Origin of the sequence: Meiothermus granaticius NBRC 107808 (assembly GCF_003574355.1) — a bacterium.
In the GTDB taxonomy this organism is placed as follows: domain Bacteria; phylum Deinococcota; class Deinococci; order Deinococcales; family Thermaceae; genus Meiothermus; species Meiothermus granaticius.
This window is the reverse complement of sequence record NZ_QWLB01000052.1, coordinates 1-19,919: the sequence shown is the minus strand read 5'-3', so window position 1 is coordinate 19,919 and position 19,919 is coordinate 1. Positions and strand designations below refer to the sequence as shown.

General features: G+C 62.9%; 21 protein-coding genes, 1 tRNA gene and 1 riboswitch. Of the genes, 7 read left to right on the top strand and 15 right to left on the bottom strand.

Features of this window, described 5'->3' with window-relative positions; translation table 11 throughout:
* A partial coding sequence (locus tag Mgrana_RS14600) for a 2-oxo acid dehydrogenase subunit E2 (protein WP_119358332.1) occupies positions 1-957 on the top strand: 957 nt, incomplete at its 5' end.
* Positions 958-1,035: 78 nt separating this feature from the next.
* On the opposite strand, the gene Mgrana_RS14595 is transcribed toward Mgrana_RS14600, so the two are convergent.
* The 3 genes from Mgrana_RS14595 to Mgrana_RS14585 all read right to left on the bottom strand — a co-directional run bounded on the left by Mgrana_RS14595 (position 1,036) and on the right by Mgrana_RS14585 (position 4,284).
* A complete protein-coding gene (locus Mgrana_RS14595; protein ID WP_119358329.1) occupies positions 1,036-2,823 on the bottom strand; it encodes a S8 family serine peptidase in 1,788 nt (595 codons plus the stop codon).
* Between the two features lie 217 nt (positions 2,824-3,040).
* Positions 3,041-3,724: a TIGR02466 family protein gene (locus Mgrana_RS14590; RefSeq protein WP_119358328.1), complete on the bottom strand. Its 684-nt coding sequence runs from the start codon at positions 3,722-3,724 to the stop codon at positions 3,041-3,043.
* A gap of 41 nt (positions 3,725-3,765) precedes the next feature.
* Positions 3,766-4,284, bottom strand: coding sequence for an HNH endonuclease (locus Mgrana_RS14585; protein ID WP_119358327.1), 519 nt, complete (start codon positions 4,282-4,284; stop codon positions 3,766-3,768).
* A 177-nt stretch (positions 4,285-4,461) separates the two neighbouring features.
* On the opposite strand from Mgrana_RS14585, the gene Mgrana_RS14580 reads away from it, so the two are divergent.
* Complete coding sequence (locus Mgrana_RS14580) at positions 4,462-4,887, top strand: OsmC family protein (protein ID WP_119358326.1); 426 nt, start codon at positions 4,462-4,464, stop codon at positions 4,885-4,887.
* Between the two features lie 57 nt (positions 4,888-4,944).
* Here Mgrana_RS14580 and zwf read toward each other — a convergent pair whose 3' ends face one another.
* The 4 genes from zwf to Mgrana_RS14560 form a co-directional block, all read right to left on the bottom strand.
* Positions 4,945-6,372: a glucose-6-phosphate dehydrogenase gene (zwf, locus tag Mgrana_RS14575; protein ID WP_119358325.1), complete on the bottom strand. Its 1,428-nt coding sequence runs from the start codon at positions 6,370-6,372 to the stop codon at positions 4,945-4,947.
* Between the two features lie 59 nt (positions 6,373-6,431).
* Positions 6,432-8,087 carry an AMP-binding protein gene (locus Mgrana_RS14570; RefSeq protein ID WP_119358324.1) on the bottom strand — a complete coding sequence of 552 codons (1,656 nt, stop codon included), beginning with the start codon at positions 8,085-8,087 and terminating at the stop codon, positions 6,432-6,434.
* Between the two features lie 81 nt (positions 8,088-8,168).
* Positions 8,169-8,603: a tRNA (adenosine(37)-N6)-threonylcarbamoyltransferase complex ATPase subunit type 1 TsaE gene (gene tsaE, locus Mgrana_RS14565; protein WP_119358323.1), complete on the bottom strand. Its 435-nt coding sequence runs from the start codon at positions 8,601-8,603 to the stop codon at positions 8,169-8,171.
* On the bottom strand, positions 8,600-9,502 hold the full coding sequence (locus Mgrana_RS14560; RefSeq protein ID WP_119358322.1) for an SMP-30/gluconolactonase/LRE family protein: 903 nt from the start codon (positions 9,500-9,502) through the stop codon (positions 8,600-8,602). Before Mgrana_RS14560 ends, tsaE begins: the two co-directional genes overlap by 4 nt.
* 229 nt (positions 9,503-9,731) lie before the next feature.
* Between Mgrana_RS14560 and gnd the strand changes: the two genes are divergently transcribed.
* Positions 9,732-11,183 (top strand): decarboxylating NADP(+)-dependent phosphogluconate dehydrogenase, encoded by a 1,452-nt coding sequence (gene gnd, locus Mgrana_RS14555; protein WP_206075097.1) that lies wholly within the window; start codon positions 9,732-9,734, stop codon positions 11,181-11,183.
* 6 nt (positions 11,184-11,189) lie between these two features.
* On the opposite strand, the gene Mgrana_RS14550 is transcribed toward gnd, so the two are convergent.
* Positions 11,190-12,152, bottom strand: a complete 963-nt coding sequence (locus Mgrana_RS14550) for a type I phosphomannose isomerase catalytic subunit (RefSeq protein ID WP_119358321.1) — start codon at positions 12,150-12,152, stop codon at positions 11,190-11,192.
* 181 nt (positions 12,153-12,333) lie between these two features.
* Here Mgrana_RS14550 and Mgrana_RS14545 point away from each other — a divergent pair, with 181 nt between their 5' ends.
* Positions 12,334-12,960, top strand: coding sequence for a metallophosphoesterase (locus Mgrana_RS14545; RefSeq protein ID WP_119358320.1), 627 nt, complete (start codon positions 12,334-12,336; stop codon positions 12,958-12,960).
* Between the two features lie 3 nt (positions 12,961-12,963).
* On the opposite strand, the gene Mgrana_RS14540 is transcribed toward Mgrana_RS14545, so the two are convergent.
* The 4 genes from Mgrana_RS14540 to Mgrana_RS14525 form a co-directional block, all read right to left on the bottom strand.
* Positions 12,964-13,764 (bottom strand): AMP/ADP-polyphosphate phosphotransferase, encoded by an 801-nt coding sequence (locus tag Mgrana_RS14540; RefSeq protein ID WP_119358319.1) that lies wholly within the window; start codon positions 13,762-13,764, stop codon positions 12,964-12,966.
* Between the two features lie 9 nt (positions 13,765-13,773).
* Positions 13,774-14,238, bottom strand: a complete 465-nt coding sequence (locus Mgrana_RS14535) for a RidA family protein (RefSeq protein ID WP_119358330.1) — start codon at positions 14,236-14,238, stop codon at positions 13,774-13,776.
* Positions 14,235-14,714: a cyclic pyranopterin monophosphate synthase MoaC gene (gene moaC, locus Mgrana_RS14530; RefSeq protein ID WP_119358318.1), complete on the bottom strand. Its 480-nt coding sequence runs from the start codon at positions 14,712-14,714 to the stop codon at positions 14,235-14,237. Before moaC ends, Mgrana_RS14535 begins: the two co-directional genes overlap by 4 nt.
* A 70-nt stretch (positions 14,715-14,784) precedes the next feature.
* Positions 14,785-15,186 carry a response regulator transcription factor gene (locus Mgrana_RS14525; protein ID WP_119358317.1) on the bottom strand — a complete coding sequence of 134 codons (402 nt, stop codon included), beginning with the start codon at positions 15,184-15,186 and terminating at the stop codon, positions 14,785-14,787.
* Between the two features lie 134 nt (positions 15,187-15,320).
* Between Mgrana_RS14525 and Mgrana_RS14520 the strand changes: the two genes are divergently transcribed.
* Positions 15,321-15,863, top strand: coding sequence for a hypothetical protein (locus tag Mgrana_RS14520; protein WP_119358316.1), 543 nt, complete (start codon positions 15,321-15,323; stop codon positions 15,861-15,863).
* A gap of 37 nt (positions 15,864-15,900) precedes the next feature.
* Here the strand turns inward: Mgrana_RS14520 and Mgrana_RS14515 are convergent, their stop codons facing one another.
* From Mgrana_RS14515 to Mgrana_RS14505, 3 genes are all read right to left on the bottom strand, one after another.
* Positions 15,901-16,668 (bottom strand): ABC transporter permease, encoded by a 768-nt coding sequence (locus Mgrana_RS14515; protein ID WP_119358315.1) that lies wholly within the window; start codon positions 16,666-16,668, stop codon positions 15,901-15,903.
* 39 nt (positions 16,669-16,707) lie between these two features.
* Positions 16,708-17,634: an ABC transporter ATP-binding protein gene (locus tag Mgrana_RS14510; protein ID WP_119358314.1), complete on the bottom strand. Its 927-nt coding sequence runs from the start codon at positions 17,632-17,634 to the stop codon at positions 16,708-16,710.
* Positions 17,635-17,795: 161 nt separating this feature from the next.
* Positions 17,796-17,882 (bottom strand) — tRNA-Leu (locus tag Mgrana_RS14505).
* 112 nt (positions 17,883-17,994) lie between these two features.
* A riboswitch (cobalamin riboswitch) is annotated at positions 17,995-18,131 on the top strand.
* Between the two features lie 137 nt (positions 18,132-18,268).
* Here Mgrana_RS14505 and Mgrana_RS14500 point away from each other — a divergent pair.
* Positions 18,269-19,141 (top strand): ABC transporter substrate-binding protein, encoded by an 873-nt coding sequence (locus tag Mgrana_RS14500; RefSeq protein ID WP_119358313.1) that lies wholly within the window; start codon positions 18,269-18,271, stop codon positions 19,139-19,141.
* A 22-nt stretch (positions 19,142-19,163) separates the two neighbouring features.
* On the top strand, positions 19,164-19,832 hold the full coding sequence (locus Mgrana_RS14495; protein ID WP_119358312.1) for a hypothetical protein: 669 nt from the start codon (positions 19,164-19,166) through the stop codon (positions 19,830-19,832).
* Positions 19,833-19,919: the final 87 nt, after the last annotated feature.

Genomic DNA, 19,919 nt, shown 5'->3' with positions numbered 1-19,919 from the left:
CCCCAAGCAGGTGGGGCTAAGCCCAGCCCGCTGCCCCCGCTCGAGGGCGGTCGTCGGCTGATCCCTGCGGCCCCTTCGGTGCGCCGGTTGGCCAGAGAGATGGGGGTGAACCTGCTCGAGGTGCTGGGCAGCGGTCCGGCGCATCGGATTAGCGAGAGCGATGTGCGCCGCTTTGCCGAGGGAGGAGGCACGCCTGCCCCAGCCCCGACCGCCGCACCTGCCCCGGCCCTCCCTGAGTTTGCCAAGTTCGGCCCCATCCGCCGCGAAGCCATGAGCGGGGTGCGCCGCGCGACGGTGCGCAGCATGGCCCAGGCCTGGAGCACGGTGCCCATGGTCACGCAGTTTGATAAAGCGGATGTGACCGAGATGGAGGCCCTGCGCAAGCGCTACGCCCCCCGGGCCGAGAAGCGCGGCGGCAAACTGACCATGACCGCCATCTTGCTCAAGGTGGTGGCTGCGGCGCTGCGGCAGTTTCCCAAGTTCAACGCTTCGATTGATACCGCATCCAACGAGGTGATTTTCAAGGAGTATGTCCATATTGCCGTAGCGGTGGATACCCCTAGCGGCCTGCTGGTCCCGGTGATCCGCGATGTGGACAAAAAAGGGGTGATTGCAATTAGCGTGGAGCTGGGCGAGATCGCCGCCAAGGCCCGGGACCGCAAGCTGACCCCTGAGGAGATGCAGGGGGCCTCCTTTACCCTCTCTAACTTGGGGGGGATCGGCGGAACCGGGTTCACCCCCATCGTCAACTGGCCCGAGGTGGCCATTCTGGGGGTCTCGCGATCGGGGCTCGAGCCGGTCTGGAATGAGGATAAGGGGGAGTTTGAACCCCGCATCCTGATGCCCTTTAGCCTCAGCTACGATCACCGCCTGATTGACGGTGCGGACGCGGCCCGCTTCTGTCGCTTTATCGCTGAGATGCTCGAGGATCCTTTCTTGCTGGGCTTCGAGGGTTAAGCCTGGCCTGCGGGGAGGCCACGACACCAAGCCCCCAGGTTTTCCTGGGGGCTTGAGGCTTTATAGCTGAAGAGTGCTCTAGAACAGGGCAAACAGCTCCCACTGCTGGGCCCCGCTGCTGTTGCAGTCCCACTGCTGCACGTTGGCCCCCTCGATTGCGCTGCCCCCGGCTACGTCTAAGCACTTGTTGCTATGGGTGGCCACGATCTGGTAGTTGGTCCCGTTGGGTTGGATGAGCCACTGCTGGTTGGAGGTGGGGAGGTAATCGGCTTGATCCACATTGGCTCCTGTTCCGGTGGCGGCGGCGCCTCCTGCAACCTCGAGCGCCTTGCCGCTATTGAGCGAGGTGAGTTTATAGGAGTTGCCGGCCCGCTCAATGCGCCAGCGCTGGTGGGCTCCGTTGCTGCACGTCCCCTGCTGCACATTGGCCCCACTCAGCGTGGATCCACCGCTCACCTCGAGGCACTTGCCGCTGTTTCCGTTCACCAGCAGGTAGTCTCCAGGCTGGATCTGGGTGGGTAGGCTAAACCCTGGCAGGCTGCGGAGGAGCGCCTCCAGGTCCAGCCGCTGGACGTTGTTGCTCTTTTTCTTGTTCTTTTCGTTGACGCTGAAATCCAGGCTGTTCCAGAGGTAGGTTTGGAGCTTGGCCCGGTCCACTGGGCTCGACATCTCCGAAAGGGCTAGGGCGATGGCTCCACTGAACAGCGGTGCGGCGAAGGAGGTGCCGGTGGCCGCCGCGACCCGGTTGCCGGGGAAGGCCGAGTAGAGCTTTTCCCCCGGGGCGGTGGCGTAGAGGGCCTTGCCGTAGTTAGAGAAGCTCGAGAGGTAATCGTTGGCATCTACACTGCCAATTCCCATCACAAAGCCGGTGATGTCGGGCAGCCAAGAGAACTGAGCCGGGGAGGTGATCCCGTCCTTTTTGCCCTCGTTCCCTGCTGAGGCCACAATCCGTGCCCCTCTGCTCTTGGCGTAAACGCTGATGGTGTGCAGGGCCTCGCTGTTTCCCGCCGTCCCGATGGAGACATTGATGACCTGAGCCCCGGCGTCCACCGCATAGTTGATCGCACTCACGATCTGGGAGACGCTGCCGCTGCCGTCGGGGTTGAGCACCCGGATGGGCAGAAGGGTCGCTCGAGGGGCCACCTGAAGGACCAACCCAGCGACCGCCGTGCCGTGGCCATAGGCCTTGCCCCCAGCAACCTCCTGAGGGTTGGTATCGCCATCGATAAAGTCCCGCCACTCATTGGGGGGGGCCAAGCGGTTTTTGAACATCGGGTGAGCGGTATCAACCCCGGTGTCAATCACCGCCACCTTGACCCCTGCTCCAAAGTTGCGGCTGATGCCGTGGGCCTGGTAGAGTGATACCTGCATCCACGAGCCAGTGTTTTGGCTGGGGAGTACACCGGGTAGGGCATTGGCGTTGCCGCCAGCCCAGGCGTCCCATCCACCGGCCCAAGCGTCCCAACCTCCCGCCCAGGCATCCCAACCCCCGGCCCAGGCATTGGCTCCCTGGGCCTCGGCGATCTCCGGGCTGGCAACCGGGAGGTCGGGCTCGAGGGTCACGCCCTGCAACGAAACCCGCCCATCTAGCGTGGCCGAGCGTACCCGTTCGGTTTGCTCTTTGGTGAGCCGTACGATGGCAAAACCCGCCTCGGGCTGCCAAGCCAGAATCTGGCCGCCATAGGTGGCCTGGATGCTGTCGCGGCTATCGCTGCTGCCCAGCCGGAGGGTCAGCAGGTAGTTCTGCGACTGGGCGGTGGGCGGCTGCGGAGGAGTAACCTTGCCCCCGCAGGCGCCCAGGAACACCATTGCAGCAGCGGCCAGCGCGGCAACCACTCCTTTCCTGAGCCTTTTGATATACGTCATCCCATCGCTCCTTTGCGAACTCTGAACCCAGGGATAGGGTTCCGCATGAGCTGAGGGTAGTTTGGGGGAGGGTCCTATGCCAGCGAACCCAACCGTTTCTTGTGTGCAAACGTAACGTTACTGCCAAAAACGCGATCCCTATAGGATTCTAGAGCCCCGCGTTATGAGGGGTTACGGCGGGCTTTCGGTATGAACGGGAGCTCGAGCCCTGCCAACCTCAATGGAAATCGTACTCGAGCCCTTTGTTTCCGCCTTCGGCGTGGATTTGGGCGTTGAACGAGAGGATGATCCGATCTTTTTCCCCGTCGTAGGGCATGGCTTTGTGCAGCAGCCAGCTGGGAAACACCACCAACACGCCTTCTTCCGGGGTCACATCGAAGGTGCTTTGCTGCATATAGGCATTGCCCATGTCCATGTGGGCCCCGCCCAACAGGTTGAGCCCCTGGCTATAGAAGCGGGTAATGCCGTTGAGCACCCCTAAAGCCGGGTGTTGACGCCGCTGCCCCACCGGGTCGATCTGCACGTAGTACACCCCCGACCAGGAGCAGTTGCCGTGGTTGTGGATGTCGTGGAAACCATAGCGGTTTTGGATCTGAAACCAGGCCCCCACCACGTGCATTTGCAGCTTTCCAGTCCCCAGGCGCTTCCAGAGGGGGGCGTTCATGGCTTGGGCAACCTCAAAGACACTGCTCGAGACGAAACCGAAGAGGGCCTGCAGGGCCGGGCTCGAGTAGCGCTCGAGCAGGTCGTCGCGGCTGCTGTAGACATTGCCCCGCATTCCCCCTTGGGCCTCGAGTTCTTGGTAGAACAGCCGCACCAGTTCGGCATTAACCGCCTCACCGTGCTCAAAGCGCTTGACCAGAATGGGGGTGGGCCACAGAAGTTGCACCGCCGGATTCATGGCTCTACCTTACCCCAAACCCCCGGTCCCCCTGGAGGAGCTTAGCGGTGTTCGATATCCGGCAGGTAGGTCCGCCAGGCCTCGGGCAGGCTGGGGAGGTCGGCGACCAACAGCAGCCCGTGGCGAGGTGCTGCGGGGCGCCGGGCCAGCTTCATCCCGGCTTCCTCAGGGGTGCGGTTTTTCTTCTTAAGGTTGCAGGGCCGGCAAGCAGCCACCAGGTTCTCCCAGATGCCCCGCCCGCCCCGGCTTTTGGGCAGCACGTGGTCTACGGTGAGATCGGAGCCCTTCTTGCCGCAGTACTGGCAGGTGTAGGCGTCGCGGCGCAGGATGTTGCGCCGGTTAAGCGCAAGCCGCCCCGGAGGGCGGCGAATGAGGCGTTTGAGGCGAATGATGCTGGGAATGGGGTAAGGGGCCCTCGGAGTTCGTAGGTATTCCCCGCTTTCCTCGACCGTCTCAGCGCTGCCGTTCATCACCAAGATGACCGCTCGCTTTACACTGGCCAGGCCCAGGGGCTCATATCCGGCATTGAGCACGAGAATTCGGGGCGAGTCGAGGTTCACCGCCCCAGGATACCGCAACAATGTCAGGGAATTCCAGACGGAGGCACAAAAGGGCCGTGTAAAACGGGGGGCTCGAGGATGATCAGTTGCCATACTCCGCAGCCGATGGCTGAAAATTGAGGTTGCTTACAACCGGATCCTATGGATTCGGCGCATCATGCTCTTCGGAGGTGGTTCATGATTCGTTCCGCAGATGCGGTATGGCAGGGTCAGCTGCAAGACGGCAAGGGCCAGATGAAAGCCCAGAGTGGGGCCTTTGATGTGCCCTTTTCCTTTGGAACCCGCTTTGGGGATGTACCGGGAACCAACCCCGAAGAACTCATCGGGGCGGCCCATGCGGGGTGCTTTAGCATGCAGTTCAGCGCCCTGGCTGGGCGAGCGGGGTTTACCCCTGAGCGGGTGGCCACCACCGCCAAAGTACATGTGGAACGGGTGGGAGAGGGCTTTGGGATTACCCGGATCGAGCTGCACCTCCAGGCCCATATCCCCGGCATAGACCAGGCCACCTTTGAGAAACTGGCGCAGGAGGCCAAGGTTTCCTGCCCAGTGTCCAAGGCCCTGGCCGCGGTACCGGAGATCCGCTTAGAGGCAAAGCTGGTTTAGCCTTAGAAGATAGCGCTCAGGCCAGTCCTCGTAAGGGGCTGGCCTTGGCGAATTGGGTCACTTCGGCCCGCTCAGGGGCCGCCAACTCTGCCCGGGCTCCATCAGCCGGGCCTGGGCCGCGGGACCCTCGGAGTTGGCTTCATAGGGCTCGGGGTGTCCGGTTTTCCAGGCAGCCAGCACCGGCTCGAGGATGCGCCAGGACCACTCCACCTCATCGAAGCGGAGAAACTGGGCATGGTCGCCCTCGAGAATATCCATCAGCAACTGCTCATAGGCCGAGAACTCGGTCTCGCCCTCCTGGAGGTAGGGGGTGGTGAGGGTGACTTGGCGATCTTCAAACCCGAGCCCCGGTCTTTTGGCATTGACGATGAGATCCATCTGCTCCGAAGGTTTAATCTGGAAGACCAGCCAGTTGCAGGGGGTCTCCCGTTGGCCCAGCGGAAGCCCCGGCACCGGCCGGAACTGAACCGCGATCTCGGCGTAGCTGGCGGCCATTCGCTTGCCGCTGCGTAGATAGAAGGGCACTCCCTGCCAGCGCCAGTTGTCCACATAGAACTTCAGAGCGGCAAAGGTGTCGGTGCGCGAATGCGGTGGGATACCGGGCTCCTGGAGGTAGCCCGGAACCGCACGGCCCCCGATCAAACCAGCGGTATACTGCCCCCGCACCGCAAAGCGGTCCACCGCTCCTTCAGGGATAGGCCGCACGCTGCGCAGCACCTCTACCTTATGCTCGCGCAGCACCTCGGCGCTCCAGACCGAGAGGGGTTCTAAGGCGGTGAGGGTGAAGAGCTGCATGAGGTGGTTTTGCAGCATGTCGCGCAGGGCGCCGGCAGCGTCGTAGTAGCGCCACCGCCCCTCTAACCCCAGCGTTTCGGCGTAGGTGATCTGCACCTGGGCGATGTGGGCGCTGTTCCAGATGGGCTCGAGGAATCGGTTGGCAAAGCGAAAAACCATCAGGTTTTGGGTGGTCTCTTTGCCCAGGAAGTGATCAATCCGGTAAACCTGTTCCTCGTCCCACTCGCGGTGAATTTGCTCGCGCAGGACCTGGGCGGAGGCCAAGTCCCAACCGAAAGGCTTTTCGATCACCAACCGCCGCCAGCCCCGCTGGATATCGTTGAGACCGGCTTTCCCCAGGGCTTCAGCGGCCTGACCGAAAAGCTGAGGGGGAAGGGCCAAGTAGAAAATGCCGTTGTCTGGAACCAACGGGCCCAGTTCCTTGAGTTTCTCTGGGCTAAGGTCACCGCTGCGGTACTCGAGGTGTGAGCTGAATTCGTTCCAGGTTTTGAGGTCATGGTGAGACTCGAGCCCGGGAATTCCCTCCTTGATATGGGCGATGAACTGTTCACGGCTCCAGTCCTCCATGGCATAGCCCACGATCTCGAGGGGCTCGAGCAAATCCAGGGTGTACAGGCGATAGAGGGCGGGTAGCAGGAGGCGACGGGTCAGATCACCGGTAGCCCCGAGGATGACCAGGGTAGTAGCCATGGCTTGTAGCCTAACCGATCGGTTGGGCGGCAGATGTGGTCAGGCTCAAACATTCATCCCTATGCCCGCAGCTCTTCGAAGTCCTCCTCCCAGAACTCGTGGGGTCCACGCTGCAGGGCAGCCGCATGGCCGCGCAGCTCCACCCGCCGAATCTTGCCGGAGATGGTCTTGGGAAGCTCAGCGAATTCCAGGCGGCGAATGCGCTTGTAGGGGGCCAGGTTTTCCCTCGAGTAGCGCAAGATCTCCAGGGCCAGCTCGCGCGAAGGAGTGTACCCTGGAGCCAGGGTGAGATAGGCCTTGGGCACCGCAAGCCGCTCAGGGTGGGGGGAGGGCACCACCGCGGCTTCGGCCACCGCGGGGTGTTCAATCAGGAAGCTCTCGAGCTCGAACGGGCTGATGCGGTAATCGCTGCTCTTGAACACGTCATCAGCCCGCCCCACGTACCAGAAATACCCATCCGCATCGCGCCGGGCCACGTCCCCGGTGCGGTAGTACTCCCCGCCTAGCGCGAGGGTGGTTTTGGCGGGGTCACCGGCGTACTCGGCCATCAAGCCTATGGGCCGGGGCGAGAGCCGGATGCTGATCTCGCCTTCCTCGGCCTCGCGGTCCTCCGGATCCAGCAGCGCGATGCTGTACCCCGGCATCGGCCGGCCCATGGCCCCAGGCTTGACCGGCTGACCAGGGCTGTTGCCGATTTGCAGGGTGGTCTCGGTCTGGCCGTAGCCGTCACGCAGGGTCAGGCCCCAGGCCTGCCGCACCCGCTCGATCACCTCAGGGTTGAGCGGTTCGCCTGCGCCTACGGCCTCCCGCAGCTTCACCGGAAAGGCCTTCAGGTCAAGCTGGATCAGCATCCGCCAGACCGTAGGGGGCGCGCAGAGGGTGGTGATCTCCTGGCCGACCAGCAGCTCCAAGACCCGCTTGGCGTCGAAGCGCTCGTTGAACAAAAACACTGCCGCCCCCACCGAGAGCGGGGCGAAGAAGCTGCTCCAGGCGTGCTTGGCCCAGCCCGGTGAGCTGATGTTCCAGTGTCGGTCCCCCCTTTGCAGCCCGATCCAGTACAAGGTGGTGAGATGGCCCACGGGGTAGCTGGCATGGGTGTGCAGCACCAGCTTGGGCTTACTGGTGGTTCCTGAGGTGAAGTAGAGCAAAAGGGGGTCGGAGGCCTGGGTAGCACCGTCAGGAATGAAGATGGGGGAGTAACCCTGGGCCGCCTCGAGGGGGACCCAGCCCTCTGCGGCCCCTACGCTGATGCGGGTGAAGCCCCCCAAACCCGAAAACTTGGCCACCTCGCCCGCTTCGACCACTGCAAACCTGGCCCCACCCCGCTCGAAGCGGTCGCGCAGGTCGTCTGGGGTGAGCAGGGTGGTTGCGGGGACGGTCACCGCCCCCAGCTTGATGGCCGCCAGGAAGGTGGCCCAAAGCTCAGGGAGGTTGGAGAGCATCACCAAGATGCGGTCTCCGCGCCGCACCCCTTGAGCCCGGAGGAAGTTGGCGATTTGGTTGGACCAACGCTCGAGCCCCCCATAGCTCAAACTCCCGCCCTCCCAAAACAGCGCGGGGGAGTCCTCGAGCTCCAGAGCCAGGGGAGCGAAGTGCTCCAGGGCCCAGTTAAACTCCGTCAGCACCGGCCAGTGGAACCCCTTCACTGCGCCAGCGTAGTCTTCTTGGTGCTGCTGTAAAAATGCCAGCGCTGCGCGATACGCCTCTACCGCCATGGCTTCACCTCGATGCCCTCGAGCATACGGTTGGCCGGCCCAAAGCCGCAAGGCCTCCGACAACCGGGTACCCCAAAGGGCTCAGGGCGTTGGGGGCCAGGAGGAGCTTCCATGGGGCAGAATCTCGGCCCAGCGGGTTTCACCCTGAGGCTGGAGCCGCACTTCCAGGCTGTCTGGAAACACCCTTGGATCCCCCCACTCGATCAGCACCAGCCGGGCCTCAGGCAGGTAATCCTCGAGGCCGAGGTGGTACAGCTCTTCTTGGTCGGCCATCCGGTAGGCGTCAATGTGCACGATCAGGCCCTGCGGACTGGGGTATTCGTGGATCAGGGTATAGGTTGGGCTGGTCACCTCTCCCCTAAACCCCAGGGCCTGGGCCAGGAACTGCACCAGGGTGGTTTTGCCAGCCCCCATCGGGCCGGTCAGAAGGACCAAGGCTCCTTCGGGCAACCCTTCCGCCAGGCGCTGGGCCAGCGCTCGGGTGTCCTCGAGGGTGCGTAGCTCCTGCCGCCTCATGGTTTCTGCAGGCCTTGGGTGGCCAGGTGGATGGCATAGAGCGAGGTGGTCGCGGTTATGTAGAGGCAGTTCTTCTCGGGCCCCCCAAAGGTCAGGTTGGCCACGGTCTCAGGGACCAGGATCTTGCCCAAGCGCACCCCTTGGGGGTCATAGACCTGTACGCTGTCCCCAGAGCTGGTGAAAAGGTAGCCGTGCACATCGAGGCGGAACCCGTCGGGCAGCCCTGGCTCGATTAGGGCGAAGGTGCGCCCATGGATGCAGCGCCCCTCCACCACATCGTACGCGCGAATCTCGCTGGGGACGCTGGGGTCATGAGAGGCCCCGGTTTCCGAGACGTACAGGATTTGCTCGTCGGGGGAGAAGGCCAGGCCGTTGGGTTTGACCATTTCGGTGATCACCGCCTCGAGCGCCCCGGTCTCGGGCTCGAGGCGATAGACATAGCACCCCTCTTGCTCCTGGGTTCCACCGTAGCCCTCGTTGGGTTGGATCAAACCGTAAGGGGGGTCGGTGAACCAGACGGTGCCATCCGAGCGCACCACCACGTCATTGGGGGAGTTGAGCCGTCGGCCCTGGTAGCGGTCTGCCAGCAGGGTCCAGCGGCCATCGGGCTCGAGGCGCTCCACGCAACGCTTGCCATGCGAGCAGGCAATCAGCCGACCTTGGAGGTCGCGGTAATGGCCGTTTTGGAAATGCGAGGGGTTGAGATACTCCTGGAGGCCTTCGCGCGCGCTGTAACGCAGCAGGCGGTTGCCTGGAATGTCGCTCCAGATCACCGCGTCATCTTCAGCAAAGTACACCGGACCCTCGCTCCAGGTCGCCCCACCGGCCAGCCGCAGGAGCCTCGAGTCCGGGCGCAGGAGGGCCCGAAAACGCTCGTCATAAACCTCAACGCCTTCCACGTGGCCATTCTAAGGGGCCCTCGGCCCATAGGGCCACCGATTCAATGCGAAATTGAGCTGGAGCGCTGCGGCCTCGGCCATCTCGAGCCGAGATGGCTATACTGTCAGAGAACAAAGTGGGGAGTCCTTGGAAGGACCCTTACTGAAGGGTGCAGGAGGCCTCCCAGGCTCGAGGGGGAGGCGCTTGATCAGAGTGTGGTTTCGCCAGGCTTGGCGCGGAGGAATACCAATGGGAGCAGACATCGGGGTCATCGGATTGGCGGTAATGGGGGAAAACCTCATCCTGAACATGGCTTCTAAAGGCTTTACGGTGGCGGCCTACAACCGCACCACCGAGAAGGTCAGGGAATTCATCGAAGGGCGTGCCGCCGGGAAATCTATTGTAGGGGCGTACTCATTGGCGGAGTTTGTCCACCAGCTCGAGCGCCCGCGTAAGGTCATGCTGATGATCAAGGCTGGAAGCGCGGTGGATGCCATGATCGCTCAGCTGGTGCCGCTCTTGGAGCCCGGCGACATCCTGATTGATGGGGGCAACAGCCACTACGCCGACACTACCCGCCGTACCCGCGAGTTGGCCGAGAAAGGCCTCCTCTTCATCGGAACTGGGGTTTCAGGGGGGGAGGAGGGGGCCTTGCACGGCCCCTCGATCATGCCTGGAGGTAACCCGGCCGCCTGGGAAAGCGTTAAGCCGATCTTCCAGGCCATCGCGGCTAAGGTCGCCGATGGCACCCCCTGCTGTGACTGGGTGGGGCCAGAAGGGGCGGGACACTTCGTCAAGATGGTACACAACGGGATCGAGTACGGCGACATGCAGATGATCGCTGAGGCCTACAGCCTGCTGCGCCGGGTTGCTGGCCTTTCCAATGCGGAGTGCGCCGAGGTGTTTCGCCAGTGGAACCAGGGCGAACTGGATAGTTACCTGATCGAGATCACCGCCGACATCCTGGGCAAGAAGGATGAGGAGACCGGCCAGGATCTGATTGACCTGATTCTCGATGCAGCTGGGCAAAAAGGCACCGGCAAATGGACGTCAGTAACCGCGCTGGATGTGGGGGCCCCGACCAATACCATCGCCGAGGCGGTGTTTGCCCGGCTCCTCAGCGCCCTCAAAGAGGAGCGGGTGGCGGCCTCCAGGGTGTTCGAGGGACCTGAGGCGCGGCTCGAGGGAAGCCGGGCGGCTTTTGTTGAGGGGGTGCGCCAGGCCTTGTATGCCAGCAAAATTTGCAGCTACGCTCAGGGCTACCAGCTGATGCGAATGGCTGCGGCGGAGTTTGGCTGGGAGCTCAACTATGGCGGGATCGCCCTGATGTGGCGCGAAGGTTGCATTATCCGGGCGCGGTTTTTAGAGAACATCAAGGCGGCCTACACCCAAACCCCCGACCTGCAAAACCTGCTGCTGGACGAGTACTTTGCTCAAACCCTCAATTCGCACAGCAAGGCCTGGCGACAGGTGGTGGCCCAAGCCGTGCTGCACGGGATTTGGGTTCCAGCCTTCAGCTCTGCGCTGGCCTACTTTGACGGTTACCGCACCGCAACCCTCCCCACCAACCTGGTGCAGGCTCAGCGGGACTACTTCGGGGCCCACACCTATGAGCGTACCGATCGGCCCAGGGGGCAGTTTTTCCACACCAACTGGACCGGTCATGGGGGGACGACCAGCAGCAGCAGCTATAACGTCTGAGCCCAACTAAACCCGCAGGGCCGTGGGGTACCAGGAAAGCCACTCCAGCGAGGGGATGAAACTGCCCAGCAGCTCGGCTTGGCCCTCGAGTTCAACCTGGTTCCCAGCCCCAATCAGCAGGGTATCGCCCCAGCCCAGCCGCCCCTCGGCCCAGCGGGCTTCGCCGCGGATCAAGGTCAGGAGCAAAAAGCTTTCCTGGGGGGCCTGTAGGGCCAGCGAGCCCCCCAGGGCGTAGCGCTCGAGCACGAAGGCCTCTGAAGCCAGAAGCAGTTCTTTAGCCCCCCGGACCTGGGGCTGAGGCTGGGGAATTGGGGTGGGCTCGAGCTGGGCGACCTCGAGCCCCTTCTCGAGGTGCAGCTCACGGGGGCGGTTGTAGTCGTAGAGCCGGTAGGTCAGATCCGAACGCTGCTGTACCTCATACAGCAGCAATCCCGGACCCAGGGCGTGGATGGTTCCAGCAGGCACGTAGATCACCTGTCCCGGGGCCACCCGCTGGCGGTGCAGCCAGGGGTCTACCTGACCGCTTCGAAAGGCGGTCTCTAGCTCGGCCCGCGTTGCCTGACGCTCGAGGCCGTAGATCAGCTCTCCCTCTCCCTCCAGGACATACCAGGCCTCGGTTTTGCCGTGGAAGCCGGTCTGGGCCTCCACGGAGTGGGCGTAGGCATCCCCAGGGTGCACCTGCACCGAGAGCCACTCGGCGGTGTCCAGAAACTTCACCAAAAGGGGCAGCTCGAGGCCGTAGCGCGCGTAGGGGGCGCTGCCCAAAAAGGGGGGACCCAACCGGGGCAGCACCTCGATCAGCTTGCGGCCTGCGTACTCACCGCCTCGAACCCGGTTCTGCTCGTAGGCCAGCCACAGTTCCCCGATAGGCGGTTCAGCCGACAGGCCCAGCCGTTCAGAGATTCGCCGCCCCCCCCACACCCGCTGCTCGGGGTGCGCCTCGAGACCCAGTGCGATGACGCCGCTCATCTTCCCTAGATGCTACGTTTTGGGCGAATAAATTTCCAACGCCCTCCAGACCTCGAGCAGATCGGGGTTCAGCGGGCCCGGATTTTGTGCAAGGTGCGAAACCTTCCGGGAATTAACCGGGAGCCTAAACTGAACCGCCTTGATCATGGCTTAGACTATCCCCAAACCGCACCCCCTCAATATGCGCATCCTCGCCCTATCCGACCAGATTCATCCCTTCATCTACCAAGCCCGTTTTCCCAGCAACCTACCCCCTTTTGAGCTTGTGCTGGTCGCGGGGGATCTACCGGGCAGTTATATCGAGTTTGTCGCCACCAAGGTGAGCGTACCGGTGGTCTATGTGTACGGCAACCACAAGGAAGAGTACGTGCAGGACTATCTGGGCAACCTAACCCCACCTGGAGGGGCGATCCCAGCGCACGGGCGCATTGTGCGGGTGGCGGGGCTGCGGATTGCGGGCTGGGGTGGGGCCCCCCGGTACAACGACCGCGACTTCGGCCAATACGCCGAGAGCCAGGCCCAGATGCGCTTTCTGTCGTGGTATCCGGTGCTTACGCCTCGGAGGCTGGCCAGTGGGCATGGGGTGGATATCCTGCTGTCGCACGCCCCGCCCCCCGGCCCCCATGCCGGAAGCGATTTCGCCCACCGCGGCAGTACGGCTTTAGGCTGGTTTCACCGGCTTTACCGCCCGAGGGTGCACATTCACGGCCACGTCCACCTGTATGAAGCCCAACCGCAGCGGGAGTACGTTAGCTCGGAGGGAATCCGGGTGATCAACACCTTCGAGTACACCCTGATCGAGCTATAGCCTTCACTTGATCTTGATGCCCTCCAGATTCTCCTCGGGCTGGGGAAACTCCATCTTGAGCCCCTCGAGCGTCTCCACGATGATCTTGGAGACCAACCAGTTGCGAAACCAGTTGTGATCGGCAGGAATCACGTACCAAGGGGCATAATCGGTGCTGGTCTCGCGGATGGCGTCTTGGTAGGCCTGCATGTACTCCTTCCACAAGGCCCGATCCTCGAGGTCCCCCTTGCGGAACTTCCAGCGCTTCTCCGGGTCATCCAGGCGCTCTTGGAGGCGCTTTTTTTGCTCATCTTTGGAGACATAGAGGAAAAACTTAAGGATGGTGCAGCCCTCGTCGCTGAGCATCCGCTCAAACTCACGGATATGCCGGTAGCGCTGCTGCCATACCTCCTTGGGCACCAACTTGCGTACCCGCGCGACCAGCACGTCCTCGTAGTGGCTGCGGTTGAAGATCACCATCTCGCCTTTGGCTGGGGCCCGCTGATGGATCCGCCAAAGGTAGTCATGGGCCCGCTCCTCCTCACTGGGAACCCCAAAGTTGGCCACCTTGACCCCGGTGGGGTTGACCCGGTCGAAGACCACCCGAATGGTGCCGTCCTTGCCCCCAGCATCCAGGGCCTGCAGCACCACCAGCAGCTTATGGCGCTTTTCGGCATAGAGCAGGTTTTGCAGGCTGGAAAGCCGCTCTCCCAGGTGTTCCAGCTCCTTGAGGGCGGCCTCTTTGCCCCCGTTAAACCCATTGGTATCGCCTGGGTGGTAGTCCTCGAGCTTGAAGCTGCCGTTATCCACACAGTATTGCTTCATGGCAGGATCCTACCCCACGATCTCCACGATGGTTTCGATCTCCACTGGGATGTCCCAGGGTAGCTCGGCCATCCCTACCGCGCTCCGTGCGTGCAGACCCCGCTCCTCCCCATACAGCTCGACGATCAGATCGGCGAAGCCGTTCAGCACGGCGGGTTGTTGGTTGAAGCCTGGGGCGCTGTTGACGAACCCCAGCGACTTCACGAAGCGGATGGGCTCGAGGTCCCCCAGCTCGGCCTTAATCACCGCCAGCAGGTTGAGCGCGGTCAGCCGGGCGGCCTGATAGCCTTGCTCGAGGCTCAACTCGCGCCCCAGTTTGCCCACCAAGACCGGCCGGCCATCCCGCATGGGGCCGTTTCCGGAGAGGTAGAGCAGGTTTCCGCTACGGCGGGCAAAGCGCATCTGGACCGAAGGCGGTGGAGATATTCGGGGCAGCTGTAGCCCCAAGCTGGCCAGCCGCTCCTCTACGCTCACGCTTCCTCCCGCCGCCACTCCCCCGACTTCCCACCGGATTTGTGCAGCAGGCGCAGATCGGTGATTTCCAGGCCCTTGCTGGCGGCTTTGAGCATGTCATAAACGGTGAGGGCTGCGACCGCGCAGGCGGTCAGGGCCTCCATCTCCACCCCGGTCTCGGCTTTGGTTTTGACCGTGGCTCGAATCCAGACCTCGGAGCGCTCGGGGTGAAACTCGAGCCCAACCTGGGCACTGCTGAGGGGCAGGGGGTGGCAGAGCGGGATCAGCTCAGCCGTTTTCTTGGCGGCCATGATTCCAGCCAACTGGGCCACGCTCAGGGGATCACCTTTGCCCACCCCCCCCTCCTGCAGGGCTACCACAGCCTCCGGCGGGAGCCGCACCTTGGCCTCGGCGGTGGCGCTGCGCTCGCTGGCCTGTTTCGCACTGACGTCCACCATGCGGGGTTTGCCGTCTTCAAAATGGGTGAGTTTGCTCATGAGGGATAGCGTCCTCTATCACTTCCACTAGGGCAAGCGTCAGCCTACCACAGCGGTGGCGGGCAGGGGATTACCCTCTAGGGTCGGCCCTGGGGGCGTCGCTTTCCGGAGGGGAGGCGCTCAGAGGATTGCCCAGCAGGCGCTCCACCGTTTCCAGCAGGGTACTGAAGGAGATCGGCTTGATGAGGTAGGCCTCCACGGGCAGTTCTTCATCGGTTTCGGCCTCGCGCCCGGTGAGCATCACCACCGGTAGGTCGGGGTGGGTCTGGCGCAGCTGCCTCAGCACCTCGAGGCCGTCCATCCCGACCAGCATTCGGTCGAGGAGGACCAGGTGGGGGTGGAACTCCCGGAGCAGCTCGAGCCCCTCGCCGCCCTGATTGGTAGCCCTGACCTCAAACCCGGCCAGCTTGAGCCCCCGACGCAAAAAGCCCAAAGTGCCAGGGTCATCGTCAATGATCAGGACCCGCTGCATGGCCTCAGTCTATATACCCGCTCTCTGATCGCTGCAGTCGTGAACTTTCAAGTTCATGACCCTCCGCGGATCCTCTTGTGGGAGATAAGATGACCGCGAACGGAAACGGGGACTAACGGAGGCTAAGATTCACTATGACCCTGGGCGACTTCATCAATGAGTTCGGCGAAGCCTATACCGCGGTGGGCCGCCCCCCGCTCGAGGGGCGCCTGGTCGCCCTGCTGCTGGCCGGGCCGGAGCCGCAAACCCTGGCCCAAATTTCCACCGCCCTGCGGGTGAGCAAATCGGCTCTATTGCGGGTGGTGCGCCCTATGGTGGAGCGCGGTGACCTCAAGCGCTGGCGCGAGCCCAGCAGCCGCGAGCACAGCTTTGCCCTGACCGATCACGCCTACATCCACGACCTGCGGGTGCAGATTAACAGTACCGAGCGGGTGCTCAAAGCCATCCAGGCCATGCGCCAGAAAAAGCTAGACCCCCACAGCCATGCCCAGTTGGAGCGCCAGGCCGAGGTGAGCCGGCAAATCCTTCGCTGCCTCACCTCTATTGTGAGCCCCATCGAGAAAGACCAGGAAAAAGACCTACAGAACCACCTCGAGCGGGACTGGGATGCCTTGCCCCCCAGCCGGGGTAGGGGGCGCAACCCCAAGAAGGACCTCAGCCCCAAAGACCTGGACTAAGGGTGGACCCTCTCCTGATCTTGATCGGGCAGGGCGGCTAGATGTCTTTGCGCTCGAAGATCAGCAGCGCCAGGGCGGCAAACCCCACCGCGTAGATCAGCATCAGGGAGAGCCCGGTGGCCACCTGTTGGCTGACGTAGAGGTTGAGGTAGCTGGTGAAAAGGAAGTCTTTGAGCACCGGGAACACCACCAGCAGCCGCATCAGGAACAGGGTGGAGACCGCGGCCAGGGCGGCTGAAGTGGTGGAGAGGAAAATCACCGTGAACAGCAAGGCCAGCGCGGCCAGCGGCCACAGCACCATCGCGGCCAGCAGGTGGGCCCGCAGCACCTCGCGGAAGGCCGTTCCGGGAGAGATATAACCAATCCCGGCGAAATCGCCGGGGCCCAGGCCGGTTCCTCCAAAGAACCCACCCAGGCCGAAGGGAAGCCCAGCCACCAGCGAGCCCAGCAGGCTAACCGCGAGCAGCAGCACTGGGTAGAGCAAAACCATGGCGATCTTGGCCAGCAGAAGCCGCCAGCGTGGGCTGGGGCGCAGCAGCACCGATTTGAGGGTGCCCATGCTGACCTCGCTGCCCAGCACCTCGGCACTGGCAATGGCCACCAGGAAAGGGAACAGGAACTCCATGCTGGTGCGCAGCACCAGGGCAGGCACCTGCCAGCCCGAGACCAGCTCGAGGCCATACTGCCCCCGCAACCCCGGGGCAAAGGCCCAGAGAAACGGCAGGAGCAGGGCTGCGGCTAGCCCAATCTGCACCGAACGCAAACGGATCAGCTTGCCAAACTCCCAGGCCAGAATTTTTAGCATGACTGGCCTCCCACGGGGGGCTTAGCCCTCAGTTCAGCATCAAGCATGTTTCACCCTCTCCCGGTAGTATTCGTATAGGTCGAAGTAGTCAGGCTCCAGAAACTGTACCTGGTAGCCCTCCCGCACCAACGCCGCCAGGGCGGCGTTGGGTGAGCCCTCGAAAACCACGCTCACGTCCCGTAGGCTGACGTTGTGCACCCCAGGCACAGTCCGAAGGAAGGCATAGGCCCGGGCTGGGTCGCTCACCCGCAGGCGGTAACGCTCGCCCTTTGAGCCCAGCCGCACCTCGTCCAAGAGGCGGCCCCCCCCCAGGATCCCTACCTTGTCGGCATAAGCGGAAACCTCGCGCAGATGATGGGTGGAGAGCAGCACCGCTACCCCCTTCCAGGCCAGCTCGGAGAGGATCTCATGCACCCGGGAGATGCCCTGAGGGTCTAAGCCCGAGGTGGGCTCGTCGAGGATGAGCACCTGGGGTTCGTGCAGGATGGCCGAGGCAAGCCCAAGGCGCTGGCGCTGGCCCAGCGAGTAGGTGCGTACCGGCTGGTCGGCTACCGCCAGCAGCTCGAGCTTGACCAGCATCTCCCGAATCTTGGTCTCGCTGCCCTGAAGCTCGCTTAGAAAGGCCACCATCTCGAGGTTCTGCCGTCCGGTAAGGTGCGGATAAAACGCCGCAGGGGCTTCCACCACAGCCCCTAGAGCCCGCCGTGCCGCGTGCCCGCCGTTGTAAAGGTCAGCCCCCAGCATCCGTACGGTGCCCGAGGTGGGGAAGGCCAGACCGGTCAGGAGGCGGATCAGGGTGGTTTTACCCGAGCCGTTGGGCCCGGCTAGGGCATAGACCTCGCCCGGCTGTACCCCAAAGGTGATGCCCTCGAGCACGGGCTTGCGTCCGTAGCGCTTGACCAAGGACTGCGCCTCGAGGGCCGCGCTGGGGGGCATGGCCGTGCCGGTACTGACCGTGTCGTTCATGCCGGAGATTATACCTACGTAACGCCAGACCCCCGGGTCATGTTTGGTATCTGCTCATTTCATGTAACGCGGGCTCCCACAAGCAGACACCCCTGCTCAGAGGCCTGGGCTCAAGCAGGGGCTTGGTCTTGCTCACGAACTCGGGCGCCTGAGCGCCGCTTTGGTGCCGGGAAGGGGACTTGAACCCCTACGCCTTTACAGGCACTACCCCCTCAAGATAGCGTGTCTACCAGTTCCACCACCCCGGCAGGGCAAACATTAGGTTAGTGGGCGAGCAGCCCCTTGTCAAGGACGTAGGGGGGGTGTACCTTGCTCCTTGAGCCCGTTAGGGTCAAGACAGCTTGGCACAATGGCGCCACCTGCAGGGTGGCCCTTCCTGGTGCTTGGGGCGTGTAGTCCAGGCTTAAAGTGGGGAAGCCGGTGTGAATCCGGCACTGTCGCGCAGCGGTGAGGGCTGAGGCCTAAGTCCGAATACCTGCCAGGAAGTCTCCAGACCCGATATGGAGACACCTCTCGCAATGAAGAGGGAGTTTTCGGGGAACCGTAACCACTCGCGCCCCACTCCCGGGGGCGTTTTTCATGCCTCCTCAGCGAATGCCAAGCCGCCCGCGCGGCTCAGGAGGCAGACCAAGGTATGAAGCGAATCCTGTGGTTCATAGGGCTGGCCCTCAGCGTCCAGCTAGCTGCGGTTGGGTTGGCGCAGTACCCGCGCACCCTGACCGACGACCTAGGCCGGAGCGTTACCCTCAAGGCCGCACCCAAGCGCCTGGTGGTGATGCTGCCCTCGCTCACCGAGACGATTTGTGCCATGGGGGCTTGTGGGCGCATCGTAGGGGTAGATACCTATTCAAACTTCCCTGAGGCGGTGAACAAGCTGCCCAAGGTGGGGGGGCTCTACGACCCCAACCTCGAGGCCATCCTGGCGCTCAAGCCTGACCTGGTGTTGATCTCAGTGTATGGCAAGCTGCAAGAGCCCTTGGAGAAGGCCGGAGTGCCGACCTTCGCCCTAAAAATCGAAAGCTACGACGACATTGCCCGCACCACCCGGCTGCTGGGGCAGATTTTGAACCTGCGCAGCGAGGCCGAGCGCCTGATCGCCAAAATTCAGGCCCAGGTGTATGCGGTGGAGGCTAAAGCCGCGGCCACCAAAGACCGCCCTACGGTGTACTACGAGATTGACCCTACCCCCTATACCGCAGGCCCAGATTCGTTCATCGGGGTGCTGATCGCCAAGGCTCGAGGGGTGAACATCATCCCCAAAGAACTGGGGGCTTTCCCCCAGATCAGCCCGGAGCTGGTGGTGCAGAAAAACCCCGATGTGATCGTGCTGACCCACCCAGGGCTGGCCGATTTGAAGAAGCGCCCAGGGTGGAGCGGGATCAAGGCGGTAAAGACGGGGAGAATCTGCGACTTCTCGAGCCAGGCCGACGACGACCTGCTCTCCCGTCCAGGCCCCCGGGTAGCCCAGGGGCTGCAACTGCTGGTCACCTGCTTTCATGGTAAATAGCACCCTTGTCTCAGGAGACGCCATGCAAAAACCGATGGTGTTTCTGGGTTTTGTGGGCTTGTTTCTGGTAGCCCATGCCCAGAGCTTCTCAATGACCTTCAACTACACCACCAATCCGCTGTTCAACGGCTCGAGCTTCTACCTGCGGCCCTCCTATGGCACCAGCCTGGAGGGGCTGGACGACTTCTATTTCGGCATTTTCTCCACGCTCAAGAGCAACCTGAGCGCCACCCCCTTTTCCAGTGGGGTCTCGCTGACCATCAATCCCAATGTCAACTACAGCCTGCCCTCCTATAACCAGGGGCCCCTCTCGGTATACCCGTATGTGTACCTCGAGCTCTCCACCAACCTGCTGCCCAGCTTCAGCTTCTCGCCCTTTCTCGAGCCCGGAATTCCAGTCGGTTACGATCTGGGCGATGGCTGGAAACTGGGGGGCTCGCTCTACGGGGATCTATATTTTCTGCCCAGCCCAAGCTTCTACCTGAGCAGCTTCGGTGAGGTGCGGTACACCCCGCCGGCCCTAAAGGCCCTCACCGTGAGGTTGGGCAGCGACCAGTACTACCTTCCGAGCTTTAGCTGGGATGTCTATGCCCAGGCCGACTACAACCTAGACGCCAACAATACCTCGACCCTCTGGTTCGGCTATGGCCCGGTCTTTTCGGCCTATCTGCAGCATGTGATCCGGTTCTAGAGGCGCGATGGCCTTTCGTTCGACCCCTTCCCCCCCGTCCCAGCCCCACCTGGGACGGGGGGGCTATTCGCTGGGGCGGAGGGTGGG